Genomic DNA, 14,434 nt, shown 5'->3' on the forward strand with positions numbered 1-14,434 from the left:
AATTAGTTTTCCTATAGCCATATCATGATGGAAGCATAAACTAAAAATAGTGCCATTATAACATTAACAGTTTTTTTATGAATCTGTAAAAACTTCTTGAAGATTGTACCGAAAAGAACCCATGTAATAAATGCTAAAAATCCAATGATGGTGATTACTATAACACTTATTGACAACGTAGACATTGCGGAATAGTAAGGCAAAATAAAGCTTGGTATTACAGTCATTGTAAATAATACCACTTTTGGATTTAAAAACTGCATAAGAAATCCTGACATAAATGTACCAGTTTGGTTTGCAGTTGAATCAGTGGTATTCATTTTGTAAATTTGATAAGCGAGATAGAGCATATAAATGCTTCCGATGAGCTGCATAATAATTAAAACTTTTGGTATAAACGTTATAAGCATAGTATTCAATATAGCAGAAATAATAAGCAATAATCCAAAAGCAACAGTTGCTCCGTAGGTATACTCCATCGCCCTTTTTGTACCCCTATTATGTACTGTAGATAATATCACTATATTAGTAGGTCCAGGTGTAAAAGTAACAATAAAACAGTATAGTAAAAAAGATGTAATATTCATGAGACAAACTCCCTTTCTAAGGTATTGTCATGTAAATATACATCCCCATATTTAATAGCATATAGTATATTATTGCAGAAATCCTATAGTTCCCTTACAACCTCTCCCCTTATAGTTATGTAAGACGAGCCTGAAGTTTCCAATCTCTCGGCTTTATTTTCTTGTTCATCCATTTCTTATCTGGTGACTGGTATGGTGCCGTAGCGACTAAATAATCATTTTGCCAGCTTGCTGCACCGGAGCGAATCATTTCATCAATCAGAACTTGAATAAACTCTTCTGGTTGAAGTTGAAATGAGTAGTGTGCAAAATCTTGGAACCAACCACAATTTAGTAGGTAGTTATCCACTTCTTCTTTTGCCAATCCGTCTTTCATGATTAAAGTGAATGAAAAGATTCTCTTACAAGCATGCCATGAAACTTTTTCTGGATTTCCGAGCCATTTTTCAAAACGCTCCCTCGCTACGTCGATAGCAGCTTGAGGATTCTCTATTTGTGGTCCATGTCCCGAATAGGCTCGGCTGATCCGAAACTTAGACAGCCTATCCAAACTTTCCATCGATCGATGGATGGAAGCGACCCCCTCCCGATAGATATTCAACCATCCGATATCATCCCTGTGAAATAGATCCCCGCAAATCAATATCTCCTCCTCGGGTTCATATAGAGAAATATGCCCTAGGGTATGACCGGGTGTATGCAAGACTTGCAAAGTTCTATTTCCTGTCTCTATTTCATCATTATCCGAAAGTTTTCTATCAACCCTATAAGGTTCCACAGGTTGATCTAGCCATTCCGCACTACAAGATTCAGAATCGCTATTATTGATCAAATCTGCTTCCCATTTATGTGCGGCAATATTAACTCCATAGTTACTTTGAAAATGGAAATTGCCTCCCACATGATCGCTATGATAGTGCGTATTCACAATGAGGGATAAATCTTCAGGTGAAACGCCTACCTCTCTTATTAATCGCTCTGTCTCTTTTGTATCACTCCCAAAACCGGTATCAATAAGTACGGGCAGCCTATCCTTAATAAGAATCATGTTAGCACTTGGAAATTTCCTTTCAAAGAAAATAATGCTAGATTTTTTCATAATTTAACCTCCCAATATTCAGTGACATAACAATTATGAATGAGCGTTCAATCAAATCTATTATATACACTTTTCTGAATAATAGAAATAAAATTTCAAAAAGTAAAATACTTATTATAGTTTTTGTTTATAACCAAAAAATCAGAAACCATATAGTTTCTGATTTTTTCATACATATACTTATATTAACTACTGGAAAAATTCGTCTCTTTACTCTAAGATATTTAATTTACGCCAGCCAATTATCATTAATCACCATTTGTCTCATGATATACACTATCAGCTATTTTCGGAAATATTTCTATAAACTTTTCTGCTTCCTCTTCATTAACCTTAAATAGAATAATTTCTGAACCATAATGACCTATTTCCATCTGTTCAACCCCATCCTCTTGAAAGAACATCGTAAACCACTTTAAACCACCCTTGGGATCAACAGAATAATTTCTAAAATAGAGCCTATTTTCATCCGTTAGATTAATAGTAACTACTTTCATCAATCCCTCTGTTTGAACAGAAACTGCTCGAGAGTTTAACTCTTCTAATACGTCTGCTTCCTCTACCCAAGAATGAATCACTACTTCTTGGAATTCAGTTGTATATTGATCCCACAAATCCTCCCAAAAACTAGTATCTATAGGAAACGAAGATTTCCCTTCTACACTCATTGCCTCCGTTGTTACTACAACATTGCCCATTATTAAACCCCTCTCTGATTTTTCATCCAGTGACATGCATCTTTAACTACACGTCTATTTATTTTGCTCGGAAAAAAATGTGTGAATTCTGGATAGTACCAGGTTTCAACTGGTATACTATTCCCTATTAATGACTGCTCTAAAACCTTTGCGTGCTCAAAAGAAACATTTGTATCTTGTTCCCCATGTATTATTAGCGTGGATACCTTCAAATCCCCTATACGAGATAATACATCTCGCTGTTCATACCCCAATGGATATTTAGTTGGAGTACCACCAATAACTCGTTTCATCATCTTTCTCATATCTAATCTTTCTTCATAAGTTAAGTAAATATCGGAAACTCCCGCCCATGTAACTAAGGATGTAATATCATTACGTAAAATAGCAATCCATAATCCCATGATTCCACCACGAGAAAATGCAAATAGATGAATCCGTTCCGGAATGCAATATTGCTTAAGTACATCTACTCCGCAGATAGCATCCCAGCGATCCTCTCCAGCAAATTCATCTCTGCCTTCCCCACCACGATTACCGCGATAATAGGGAGCAAATACGATAAAGCCCTCAGAGGCAATTTGTGCAATTCGTGCTGGCCGAACCATACCAATACTTTGCATGCCGCCTCGACAATATAAAATACCTTCATAGCTTCCTGCATCTTTTGGAGAAGCTAACATTCCTTTAACTCGAAGACCACATGACCAGTATGTAATTTCTTTCAAAACAATATGAGGGTTTGGAGATGGATAAGTTCGAACCTTTTCAATCGTTCCATTTGTTTTCAACTTCATTCACCTTCTTTAAAATGGCTTTCATTCCATCATCTTTCATATGGAAGCTTAAATAATCATTATGTGTAAGTTCCTCTGAGGATAACCAGAAAGCACCTTCAGTCTCAAAGCTTGTCCGCTCTTTATTAATATACCCAACTTCTGCTATATAAACAGTTTTACAAAAAGGGATATTATCCAGTACTTTATACTCTGCAAGCCATTCTAATTCAACGATATCTACATTTGTTTCTTCTTTTGTTTCTCTAATTGCTGCTTCTACTAAAGTTTCCCCTTTCTCTAACTTACCACCTGGAAACTCCAATCCTCTTTGTGGATGCTTCGTCAACAACCATTCGCCTTTATGCTTTGCTATGACAAGTACATGTTTAGAAGGTATTGAAAAGCTCCCTTGCTCAAAGGATAGCTTTACATTATAGCCATTTAAATCTTGGAAAGAAATCAAGTCCTGACTCCCCTTTGTTTTCTTTAAATTTTAACATATGAGGCAATTTCATATTTATTTTCAATTATATATTTAAGTAGTCTCAAAACTTTTTATCCTTTTTTAAGAAGTTGATTTGTTGATTGGAGTGTAAGGCAGCGACTCCAGTGGGATAGCGTTAGGAAATAAACATACTACGGAAATCACTATTAATAATGCTTTTATGAAATTAATTCATGTATATAAAAAGACTTAGCCAAATGCGCTAAGTCTTAAAATACCTATTCTTTAGTTGAATCCATTTTATAGTGCTCATTACCTTCTTCTCTGTTTTGTGCAATATTTTGTTTGGATTTATTCTGTGGAGACTGATTTAGAAGGGAACTAACATTTCGATAGGTTACAGGATTTTCATTGCCTTTTCTGTTTAAATTCTTACTCACAATTGAACCTCCATTCTTCTTTGAAAATAAGGTAGTTGCTCAATAAATCGTTTAGAATCTTCCGAAGTGAATTCATGAATCCATGCATACACTTTCTTTAGCCTTCTATCGTATTGATCATTTTCTCCATCCACATGATATGGCTTCACAGACATTGGTTCATGTGCCCGTAAAAAATTTCTGCTTTGTACATTTTTCATTTGATAAAAAAGTCTTTCAAAAACTTTTATTTCATTTCTAGTAGCAGTTACTTCAAACTCCCACTGAGATTCATCGGGGTATGCATATACTTGCTGACTTTTTACGGAGATATACGCTTTGTATAAGGTCATTTTCACACATCCTTTTATAGAAGTTTGTGCAAAAAACAAAAAAACATGCACCAATAGCGCATGTTTTTTATCCTTGAATATCTACAGCTGATCCTTTATAAGGATGTGGAGCAGCTGCTTGAGGCATGTCTTCCAACATTTCTATCGCTGCAACAGTTTCCATGTTCATAGCATTTTGTAATACGCTCATTTGCACGGTTTGTTGCAACTGAAGTAAATTAGATGACATAATGGAGTTTATGTCCATAGAAATCTCTCCTTCATAACAAGCTTTATATCGGTTACCTTAGATTATTATGAAGTGAATATTATTTTTTGGCAGTATTAGAATTAGTATCTCCTAAAAATGCATTTAACATCCATTGATGTTTTTCTGTTTTTTGGTAAATTGCGTTTAAAACATCTTCTGTCATATCATCTTCATCTTTTGCTGCTTCTTCCATCCCTTTTTTAAGAGATTTCATGATTTTATCAAAATCGTCAACAACAGTTTCTACCATCTGGTCAGCTGACTCTTTACTCGAAGCTTCTTTTACTTCTGAAAGCTCCAAATGTTCTTTTAATGTTGCAACTGGTTGTCCACCTAGAGTTAATAGACGCTCTGCAATTTCATCCATATTAAGCGTAGCTTCGTTATATAACTCTTCGAATTTGGCGTGTAAAGTAAAAAATGACGGTCCCTTTACATACCAATGAAAATTATGTAATTTAGTATACATAACCGACCATGTTGCTACTTGTTTATTTAGTTCTTTATTTAATGCCGCTGACATAAAATTGTCACTCTCCCTTTAATTATAGTTGCTTTCTCTTTTAATATACCTCTAACTTTCATACAATAAACATAACGATAAGTTTAATTGGAGTGAGTAATTATGGTATTTTGGATATTAGGTGCAGCAATAATACTAAGTATTTTTGGCTTTACCTTTTTGTACAAGCTAGCAATGAATGATAAACCCTCGAAAATCGATCCTAAACCTAAGGACGCGGAATAATCCATGAAACACATTATTATATCTATATTTCGTTTTTATCAAAAGTTTATCTCTCCACTATCTCCTCCTAGTTGCCGATTCTATCCAACCTGCTCCCATTACGGAGTAGAAGCAGTTCAAAAACATGGGGCAATAAAAGGAAGCGTTTTAACGATAAAAAGAATATCCAAGTGTCATCCTTTTCATGAAGGTGGCGTTGATCCCGTTCCCGATGAATGGCCTTTGAAAAAAAAATAATTCAAAGGCTATTTTTTTCTTGCTTTTTTTTTGATAGTACTGTAATCTAATGAAGTTATCTTTTTTCAAAGCGTAATCATTACTATTTAGGAGGGTGAGTTTATTGAAACGTATAATTATAGGAAGTGTTCTTTTTCTATTATTATTCCTAGCTGCTTGTGGAAACAGTGAAGAGAAGGTAGAAAACGAAAAACAACAAGTACAAGTTTATACAACTGTATATCCATTACAATATTTTGCTGAACGTATTGGAGGAGAATCTGTAGACGTCTCTTCTATCTACCCTGCCGGAGCAAATGAACATACTTTTGAGCCAACACAAAAAGATATGATGTCACTTGCAGATGCTGATTTGTTTTTTTACATAGGACTCGGCTTAGAGGGCTTTGTCGAGAATGCTAAGAAGACATTAGCAGAGGAACATGTGAAGATGGTAGCTACGGTGGATGCAGTTTCTGAAGAACAATTAGAAGAATCAGTTCACGTGCATGAAGAAGCTACTACAGAGGAATCACATGATCACGACCATGAAGAAGCTTCTACAGAGGAATCACACGATCACGAGCATGAGGTTGAATCGGCTGAAGGGCATGACAGTCATGAAGGACATGATCATGGGGATATAGATCCACATATTTGGATGTCACCTAAAATTAGTCAAAGTCTTGCCCTTTCTATTAAGGACTCTTTAGTGGAGATTTCACCTGAGCAACAAGAGACTTTTGAAAAAAACTATGAGGAACTTGTTAACGAACTTCAGACACTAGATGCAGATTTTGAAGAAATGGCCCAAAGTGCAAAGAACAAAACATTCTTTGTCTCACATGCAGCATTCGGTTATATAGCAAACACCTATGACTTAGAACAATTAGCAGTAGCTGGATTAAATTCACAGGATGAGCCATCTCAAAAAGAGTTGACTAAACTCATTGATTTAGCTGAAGAAAAAAATATAAGCTATATTTTATTTGAGCAAAATGTTTCATCAAAACTAACCGAAGTGATTCAACGAGAAATTGGTGCAGATAGCTTAGTACTGCACAACTTAGGGGTATTATCAAAGGAAGATATCGAAAATAAAGAAACTTATTTTACACTGATGAACAAAAACCTAGAGATATTAAGAACAGTTTTGAATTAAGTAAAATTGGATAAATTCGGAGGATCGTGAAACATATTCACGACCTCTTTTTTTATATTTTCTCATAAGGGATATTAGTAGATACTAATTGATCCTATTTCTTGTATCATTCCATTTATGATAAGATATCGCACTAGAAGTCATAACTGCTGGAAGGATAAATATAAATGAAGAAATAAATGCCCATTTACTTAATTGCTGCAACAAACCTGAAGAAAATGTTTCTACAAACCAAAGGAGAATAGCAATAGCAACTAAAATAATAGTGAACCAATAAACAGGCTTACCTTGTCGATTGTATTTATCGATTGTTGTTTCTCTTTCGCTATAAAGAGGAATAGTTCCAGGTTTTGCTTTAAATAAATGAATATCAGAGCTAGTGCAAACATGAGACCAACCTGCTAAAGAAAATAATTCAATATAGTCGCCTTCTTCTCCCGATCCCAATTTACGATAATCAATACTATAAATATTATCTTCACTCTTTCCTTGTTCTAGTCCATAACCAAGCAATTTAAATTTAGTCACTTGCCATCCTTCTAAAGAAAACTTTCTAAGCCTTTCCATGTCTTTTTTTTCCGATAAAGCTAACCCCTCTGACATCATAAATTTTGTTTTTGCCATGTTACATCTCTCCTCATTGTAAGCCTGATTGTGCTAACTCAATCATTATTTTTCGACGGTCTATATCATCCATTAATACAGTACGTCCTTTTTCTGTTAAAACATATACTTTTCTTCTCGAATCCGAATCATTGTGTAATACAATCCAATCTTGAGCAAGTAATTTTTTGATAATCGTATAAAGTGAAGCTGGACCTATCACAAAATTCCCTTTCGTCGTCTCTTCTATTAGGGTCATTATTGCATATCCATGTCTTGGTTGCGCTAATGCTGCCATTATGTAAAATACTGAATCCGTCAATTGCTCAAATGATTTCAATTTCTCACCTCCACTATATCACTAAGTGATATATCTAAAAACACTATATCACTTAGTGATATAAAAAAAGCAACTCCTAAATAGAAGTTGCTTTTAAAGCTATTCGAAGTAATTCATAAAAGTAAATTAACATTGAACTCCTAACGTCCTTAATTTCTGCTTCAGGTAGAAGCTCTCCACTTAGCACGCCTTCAAATCTCCTTGGTCCAACAGGATGTTGGTCACGAAGGCGTTGCCAAACGAAATTCCACACATAGCCTTTGTTCTTTGTAAACGTTCCAGCAGGGCATTCAGCTCGCGCTATTCCTGCTGGAGTCGCCGTCTACGCTCCAATCAACGACACCCACTTTTTATAAAACGAATAAAAAATAGTGAAATTGACTCATTCATATGAACTTTATTAATTCTCTTCTCATCAATTTATTGGCACCATTGCGAGGGAGCGCATCTATAAAGTAATATTCCTTTGGTAACTTATAAGATGCCATCTGAGTCTTCATAAAAGCCTTTAACTCATCTATAGTAACTTGTTCTTTTACTACAACAAATGCTATTGGAACTTGTCCCCATTTATCATCTTGTTGACCTGTAACCCCTGCTTCAACAACTGCTGGATGTTTTACTAATGCTTGCTCCAATTCTGCTGGATATATATTTTCCCCACCGGATATGATTAGATCCGAGCGCCGATCGACAACGAACAAATATCCTTCCTCATCCAAATAACCAATATCTCCAGTATGCAGCCAACCATCCATAAGTGGTTTTTTTGTCTCAGCTGCTCCAATATATCCTTTTGTCACATGAGGGCCTTTAATACAAATTTCTCCCATTTTCTCTTCTCCATCAATACGAACATCGGCAAAGAAAAGTGGCTTTCCAGCTGAACCAAGTTTACGAATAGCATCCTCACTCGATAACGTAGTCGTTTGGGAGGATGTTTCTGTCATGCCGTATGTTTGCAGTACAGGGATGTTACGCTCAATTGCTCTTTCTAAATAAGACAGAGGCACAGGTCCTCCTCCAACTAACATCGATTGAAAAGAGCTGGGAACAAACTGATTTCTATTTTCTAGGACGGATAAAATTCGTTCTAGCATAACTGCAACTAAAGACATTCTTGTAACTTTTCCACCCACAATTTCATCTACTACACTTTCCGCATCAAATTTAGTATGGAGACTTACTGTCATTCCATAGAACAGCGACCGCATGAGAATAGAAAACCCACTAATATGAAATAGTGGAACTGTGCATAGCCAGCAATCGTTCGGATGCACACCCAAATGTAGAGCTGAACCTGTTGCATTCATTACATGGTTTTCTAGAGATTGGCGAACTCCTTTTGGACGACCAGTAGTCCCCGATGTATACATAATAGTAATAATGCGATCTTTAGACCACTCATCCTCGATGTAAAATGCTTTTCGCTCTCTATAGTAAATATCATCATAGGAAAACTTTTGTCTATAACCTAAATTTCTCTTTTCTAGGCTATCTACAAGCAATGCATCTGGTTTGCTGTCGTAGAGCTGGTATTTCAATTCTTCATCACTCAAACGTTCATTTAACATGACTATCTCACAACCAAGCTGCATACAACCATATAGCGCGATCACTAATTGAGAATTAGAGGTAGCTAATACAGCTATTCGCATCCCAGGTAAGATGCCTGTTGAATGTAGTCCTTCTGCAAATGCCGTAGATTCATCATATATTTGTTGAAATGTCCATTCTTTTCCTAAATAGCATAATGCTATTCTATCGGGTGTTAAATGGGCACGTTTTAAAAGTAAATTCGGTAACATTGTATCACCCTCCTTTATGCAATGATCTGGTACCTTTGCCTAATTTGATAAATCCTATGTAAAAAAGCCATCCTATAAAAGGATAGCTTTTTACTCGCAGGTGGTCACTTATCAGGGGAAACGCGGGAATTGACCAAAATCTGGTTTGCGTTTTTCTTTAAATGCATCTCGACCTTCTTTTGCTTCATCCGTTGTGTAATAAAGCAGTGTCGCATCGCCTGCTAATTGTTGAAGTCCAGCTAAACCATCCGTATCTGCATTCATTGCAGCTTTTAGGAAGCGAAGTGCAGTTGGACTCATTTCTAGCATTTCCTCACACCATTGAACAGTTTCATCCTCTAATTGTGCATATGGAACTACCGTGTTGACTAAGCCCATATCAAGTGCTTGTTGAGCGTCGTATTGACGACATAAATACCAAATTTCACGGGCTTTTTTATGTCCAATAATACGCGCTAAATAACCAGAGCCATAACCAGCATCAAATGAGCCTACTTTAGGACCAGTTTGTCCAAATCTCGCATTATCAGCAGCTATTGTTAAATCACAAACAACATGTAGAACATGTCCGCCACCAATCGCATAACCAGCTACCATTGCTACAACTGGTTTTGGTATCACACGGATTAGACGTTGTAAGTCTAGTACGTTTAAGCGAGGAATTTCATCTTCTCCCACATATCCGCCATGTCCACGTACTTTTTGGTCTCCGCCTGAACAGAATGCGTGTTCACCTTCACCAGTTAAGATAATTACACCTACATTTTTATCGTCACGAGCACGAGAAAATGCATCAATCATTTCCATTACTGTTTTAGGGCGAAATGCGTTACGCACCTCAGGACGGTTAATAGTAACTTTAGCAATTCCGTTATAAAACTCATACTTAATGTCTTCATATGTATGTAATGTTGTCCATTCGCGAGTCATCATACATCCTCCTTTAAAATTATATCCTCTACTATTGTAGCAAACAATTCAGGATTTTCCACATGAATTGCATGACCTACATCCCTAATTTCTTTATGTGCAACATTCGGGAGGTATTTTTCCATCTTTTTTGCAAGCTTGCTAAATTTTTCATCTAGCTCTCCAGTTATCAAAAAAGTCGGTGTGACGATTTCTTGGAGGTTGTTCCAATAGGAGGGTTGCACGCCGGTACCAAATCCACGCAAGCTATTAGCTAACCCTATTTCAGACCCCGCAAGTCGCTCTTGTCGTATGAGCTGCTGTTTCTCCAAAGTTAATTGTCGCTGAGAATGAAACAATGGAATTCCTTCCCAAAAATCTACAAAGGATGTGAGTCCTTCCTTCAATATTCGGTCCGCAAGCTGCTCATCTGATTGTTTTCTATTTAAACGTTCTTTTTTATCGGTAAGACCAGGGGAACTACTTTCAAGAATTAGTCCTTTTATTGGATATTGGTTTGCATAAGAAAGAGCTAATCGACCACCCATTGAATAACCAACAAGCGTAAAATTACTCCACTGAAGCTGCTGAAACAATGAATGTAAGTCTGCTATCTGCTCCTCTACAGCATAACGCGCAGAATCCTTAGGCTTGGAAGTTTCACCGTGCCCAATAAGATCAATGGTTAACATATCAAATGTATTAGGTAGAAACGAAATCACTTCATCCCATGTATGTGTAGATCCCGTAAAGCCATGCAAAAAAACAATTCTTTCCTTCGCTCCTTTATTATATCTGTTGAAATGGATATCAATCCCTCGGATATTTATCGTTATACTTTCCAAACCGAGTCCAGCTCCTTCGAAATATCTGCCCATAATTTGCGATGTGTTTCTGTATTAACTTGTCTATTTGTAAATACTTCTATAATACGAATATCCTTCGACTTCTCTTCAACTAATGCTTCTTTAAAATCTTCCTTCGAATGAACTGCAGTGTACTGAGCATTATACATAGCTGCTATATGTGAAAACTCTAATCCTGTCGGGGTACCAAATAAATGTTCAAAATAATTGGTTTCTGTAGATTGTGATAAATAAGAGAAAATTCCTCCACCATCATTATTCATAACGATTATTGTCATATCAGTTGAGTGGAATCGAGTCACTATCAAACCGTTCAAATCATGTAGGAAAGCTAAGTCTCCAATTAAAAGATATCCCGGACGATTTAATGCCACTTGAGCTCCAAGTGCTGAAGAAACTACTCCGTCTATTCCATTAGTTCCTCTATTCGCATAGAGCTTAATATTCTTTGTTGTTTTATTGAAAAAAGTATCTAAATCTCGTATTGGCATGCTGCTACTAGCAAATAAATAAGACATATCAGGCAACTTTTCAAACAACATTCCTGCCAATGCACCTTCATCTGTTTCATTATTAATGTAGCTATTCACATGATTGGTTGCTATTTTATTTGCTTGAGACCAGGAATCCGTATATGTAGAAGCTGACTTTTCCAGTGCTTTGATCCATAATGATTCAGCCTCAACCTGTACATGATGAGTAGCGATATGAAGCGAATCACGGAAAAGAGGGCTTTCATCTGCAACAATAAACACTTCTGGCTTACAAGACTTTAAAAACAACATTAAGGGCTTAGAAACTGGTTGAGCTCCAAAACGGATTACTACATTTGGACCAGAGACTTTTTGAAAAGCTTCATTTTTAAGAATAGCATCATATTGATCTATACATAAATCCATGCAATCAGCAGGGATAGATGTCCGTAAATTCGATAATGGGTCAACTAGAACTGGCCATTGTACAGTTTTTGCAAATTCCCAAAAACCATCAGTAGTTTGAAGGGAATCTCCAACTATAATTAATCCCTTTACTTCATTTTGAAGGATATCTTTATACCATACTAAAAATTCTTCACTTGGTACTAGCTTTCCTATCTCCGGTACTTGCATATTCACTGTTGGTAAGGTTTGTTCCATATCAAGTAATAAAGGTTCGCGGAATGGCACATTAATATGAACAGGTCCCATCGGAAAAGCTCTCGACATAGACACGGAACGTTGGATATGACGCTCCACGAAGGCCAAATTTGCTTCATCTTTTTCAGGTAAGGGAAAGTCAACTGTCCACTTCACGTGCTTCCCGTATAAATGAAGTTGATCAATTGCTTGAGGTGCTCCTACTTCTCTTAGTTCATGAGGTCGATCAGCTGTAACGACCAATAAAGGTACACGAGCGTAGTATGCTTCAACGATAGCGGGAAAGAAATTTGCCGCCGCAGTCCCAGAAGTACATAAAAGTACAACAGGATTTTTTTTTGCTTTTGCAATCCCTAGCGCAAAATAACCAGCAGAACGCTCATCTATTTGACGATAAAATTGAAAACCCTCACTTTTGGCAAATGCATACGCAAGCGGAGTAGACCTTGAACCGGGACACAAAACAATATCCTGAACCCCTGCCTGTTTAATCGTTTCTACAAAGTGATTTACATAAGATGTTAAATACTCGATGTTAGTCATTCATATTTCCTCCAAGCGTTCTAAGCATTGGACGGAACTTCACTCGTGTTTCTTCAAATTCATCTAAAGATGATGATTCGGCAACAATTCCGCCACCAGCATATAAATAGGCATGTTCATTTTCAACTAAAGCGGAACGTATCCCAACAGCGAACTCACCGTCTCCTTCAGCATTTATCCAGCCAATAGGTGCAGCATAATATCCACGGTTCATCTGTTCAGACTCACGAATAATCTTAATCGCATCCTGACGAGGCTCTCCCCCTAATGCGGGAGTTGGGTGTAAAGCCTGTACTAGCTCGAATAGCGAAGAATCCTTTTTAAGATTCCCTTCTATTGGAGAATATAGATGCTGTATATCTCTGATTTTCATAAGCTTTGGTCTAGTGGGTATTTTAATATCCTCACAATATTGCATAAATACTTTCTTAATCATTTCAACTACATATTTATGCTCACCTAAATTTTTGGAATCTGACAATAACGAATCTCCTAGCTCTCTGTCCTCGAGAGAATTTTTTCCTCGTCTTATGGAACCCGCTAGTCCAGCAGATTGTGCTTTATCATTTTCCACTTTTACTAATCGCTCTGGTGTTGCACCAAAAAAGATTTTCTCATCATTCTCTAAACCAAACAAATAACTTTCTGGTTGCTCCATTGAAGCATTATATATTGCAGTAGCTGGAGAGAAAGTATCGTCAAATGTTAGTTTTAGTGATCTTGCAATTACTACCTTTTGTACTTCATCTTCTCTTATTCTTTTTGTTACATCCTCCACTGCATGCAAATATTCATCCTTCAAGCGATCTTCTCGTTTGATTAGGGTCGGTTTGGCATGTACCTTTAACTCTTTTACTTGAGCAGTGTGTATTAACGTGTCTCTTTCTATACGTAGCTGTTCAAAAGTTTCCATGCTCTTCGCTTCATCCGTAATATAGTGAATATTAACAAATGCTTGATCATGTCGAATAACTAACTGAAAAGTAGATACGACAAAGAATGCAGACGGAAATGTATCCCATTCCGATGGGATCTTGTTTTTCGGATCAAACGCAAATCCACCAAAAAGAATAGGAGATACATCTGCTTTTTCCTTTAATGATGACTGGCATAGTTCCTTCCATTTCATATCAATATCCTTGTATCTATCATCTTCTAAATTATTTGTAATAGTATAGGCATGTCCCAATCCTACTAAAGTTAACGTTTTCTCTTTGTTTTGCCAAAAATAACGTTTCCCTTTATATAATTCGTCCCCTGCCTCAAAAAAGGCTTGTGCGGATAATCTTGATACTTCTATTGTTTCCGTATAAAAACGGTATTCTGTATTAATGGCACCGGTGGTTTTCGGCATAAATATGACCTCCGTTTAGTAACTACTCTTACATCTAGGTTGATTAATTTACTCTACCCTTAATCATACAACTTTCTACACATTTCAGCACACATTTAGTCATAAGTTTATGCTAAAAT

The 14,434-nt window shown here is 36.5% G+C and carries 19 protein-coding genes; 3 read left to right on the forward strand and 16 right to left on the reverse strand.

All coding sequences use genetic code 11. The features are described from left to right. Window positions 1–11: 11 nt before the first annotated feature. The 9 genes from KD050_RS03940 to KD050_RS03980 form a co-directional block, all read right to left on the reverse strand. On the reverse strand, window positions 12–587 hold the full coding sequence (locus tag KD050_RS03940; RefSeq protein ID WP_211894957.1) for a LysE family translocator: 576 nt from the start codon (window positions 585–587) through the stop codon (window positions 12–14). A 115-nt stretch (window positions 588–702) separates the two neighbouring features. Beyond that, window positions 703–1,686: an MBL fold metallo-hydrolase gene (locus tag KD050_RS03945; RefSeq protein ID WP_211894958.1), complete on the reverse strand. Its 984-nt coding sequence runs from the start codon at window positions 1,684–1,686 to the stop codon at window positions 703–705. A 248-nt stretch (window positions 1,687–1,934) separates the two neighbouring features. After that, on the reverse strand, window positions 1,935–2,384 hold the full coding sequence (locus tag KD050_RS03950) for a hypothetical protein (RefSeq protein ID WP_211894959.1): 450 nt from the start codon (window positions 2,382–2,384) through the stop codon (window positions 1,935–1,937). Window positions 2,385–2,386: 2 nt separating this feature from the next. Then, the gene (locus KD050_RS03955) at window positions 2,387–3,175 is read right to left on the reverse strand and encodes an alpha/beta hydrolase family protein (protein WP_211894960.1); all 789 of its coding nucleotides are present in this window, start codon (window positions 3,173–3,175) and stop codon (window positions 2,387–2,389) included. After that, window positions 3,153–3,626: an NUDIX domain-containing protein gene (locus tag KD050_RS03960; RefSeq protein ID WP_211894961.1), complete on the reverse strand. Its 474-nt coding sequence runs from the start codon at window positions 3,624–3,626 to the stop codon at window positions 3,153–3,155. Before KD050_RS03960 ends, KD050_RS03955 begins: the two co-directional genes overlap by 23 nt. A 260-nt stretch (window positions 3,627–3,886) precedes the next feature. Beyond that, entirely contained in the window at window positions 3,887–4,048 is a 162-nt protein-coding gene (locus KD050_RS03965) for a hypothetical protein (protein WP_211894962.1), read from the reverse strand. Then, window positions 4,045–4,380, reverse strand: coding sequence for a transposase (locus KD050_RS03970; protein ID WP_211894963.1), 336 nt, complete (start codon window positions 4,378–4,380; stop codon window positions 4,045–4,047). The genes KD050_RS03965 and KD050_RS03970 overlap by 4 nt, the downstream gene beginning before the upstream one ends. A gap of 67 nt (window positions 4,381–4,447) precedes the next feature. Then, the gene (locus KD050_RS03975; protein WP_211894964.1) at window positions 4,448–4,627 is read right to left on the reverse strand and encodes a putative motility protein; all 180 of its coding nucleotides are present in this window, start codon (window positions 4,625–4,627) and stop codon (window positions 4,448–4,450) included. A 61-nt stretch (window positions 4,628–4,688) separates the two neighbouring features. Next, window positions 4,689–5,153, reverse strand: a complete 465-nt coding sequence (locus tag KD050_RS03980; protein ID WP_211894965.1) for a Dps family protein — start codon at window positions 5,151–5,153, stop codon at window positions 4,689–4,691. 102 nt (window positions 5,154–5,255) lie between these two features. On the opposite strand from KD050_RS03980, the gene KD050_RS21370 reads away from it, so the two are divergent. The 3 genes from KD050_RS21370 to KD050_RS03990 all read left to right on the forward strand — a co-directional run bounded on the left by KD050_RS21370 (window position 5,256) and on the right by KD050_RS03990 (window position 6,756). Beyond that, the gene (locus tag KD050_RS21370; protein ID WP_255553408.1) at window positions 5,256–5,378 is read left to right on the forward strand and encodes a hypothetical protein; all 123 of its coding nucleotides are present in this window, start codon (window positions 5,256–5,258) and stop codon (window positions 5,376–5,378) included. Window positions 5,379–5,381: 3 nt separating this feature from the next. Beyond that, window positions 5,382–5,615: a membrane protein insertion efficiency factor YidD gene (gene yidD, locus KD050_RS03985; RefSeq protein WP_211894966.1), complete on the forward strand. Its 234-nt coding sequence runs from the start codon at window positions 5,382–5,384 to the stop codon at window positions 5,613–5,615. 103 nt (window positions 5,616–5,718) lie between these two features. Further along, the gene (locus tag KD050_RS03990; RefSeq protein ID WP_211894967.1) at window positions 5,719–6,756 is read left to right on the forward strand and encodes a metal ABC transporter solute-binding protein, Zn/Mn family; all 1,038 of its coding nucleotides are present in this window, start codon (window positions 5,719–5,721) and stop codon (window positions 6,754–6,756) included. An 84-nt stretch (window positions 6,757–6,840) separates the two neighbouring features. Here KD050_RS03990 and KD050_RS03995 read toward each other — a convergent pair whose 3' ends face one another. The 7 genes from KD050_RS03995 to KD050_RS04025 form a co-directional block, all read right to left on the reverse strand. Continuing rightward, window positions 6,841–7,380, reverse strand: a complete 540-nt coding sequence (locus KD050_RS03995; protein WP_211894968.1) for a DUF2812 domain-containing protein — start codon at window positions 7,378–7,380, stop codon at window positions 6,841–6,843. 13 nt (window positions 7,381–7,393) lie between these two features. Next, window positions 7,394–7,699, reverse strand: coding sequence for a PadR family transcriptional regulator (locus KD050_RS04000; RefSeq protein ID WP_211894969.1), 306 nt, complete (start codon window positions 7,697–7,699; stop codon window positions 7,394–7,396). 386 nt (window positions 7,700–8,085) lie between these two features. Next, window positions 8,086–9,507 carry an o-succinylbenzoate--CoA ligase gene (locus KD050_RS04005; protein ID WP_211894970.1) on the reverse strand — a complete coding sequence of 474 codons (1,422 nt, stop codon included), beginning with the start codon at window positions 9,505–9,507 and terminating at the stop codon, window positions 8,086–8,088. A gap of 111 nt (window positions 9,508–9,618) precedes the next feature. After that, window positions 9,619–10,437 (reverse strand): 1,4-dihydroxy-2-naphthoyl-CoA synthase, encoded by an 819-nt coding sequence (menB, locus tag KD050_RS04010; RefSeq protein ID WP_211894971.1) that lies wholly within the window; start codon window positions 10,435–10,437, stop codon window positions 9,619–9,621. Further along, window positions 10,437–11,261: a 2-succinyl-6-hydroxy-2,4-cyclohexadiene-1-carboxylate synthase gene (menH, locus tag KD050_RS04015; protein WP_235753913.1), complete on the reverse strand. Its 825-nt coding sequence runs from the start codon at window positions 11,259–11,261 to the stop codon at window positions 10,437–10,439. The genes menB and menH overlap by 1 nt, the downstream gene beginning before the upstream one ends. Beyond that, window positions 11,249–12,961, reverse strand: coding sequence for a 2-succinyl-5-enolpyruvyl-6-hydroxy-3-cyclohexene-1-carboxylic-acid synthase (menD, locus tag KD050_RS04020; protein WP_211894973.1), 1,713 nt, complete (start codon window positions 12,959–12,961; stop codon window positions 11,249–11,251). The genes menH and menD overlap by 13 nt, the downstream gene beginning before the upstream one ends. Beyond that, a complete protein-coding gene (locus KD050_RS04025; RefSeq protein ID WP_211894974.1) occupies window positions 12,954–14,315 on the reverse strand; it encodes an isochorismate synthase in 1,362 nt (453 codons plus the stop codon). The genes menD and KD050_RS04025 overlap by 8 nt, the downstream gene beginning before the upstream one ends. Between the last annotated feature and the right edge of the window lie 119 nt (window positions 14,316–14,434).

Source organism: Psychrobacillus sp. INOP01, from assembly GCF_018140925.1.
Classification (GTDB): domain Bacteria; phylum Bacillota; class Bacilli; order Bacillales_A; family Planococcaceae; genus Psychrobacillus.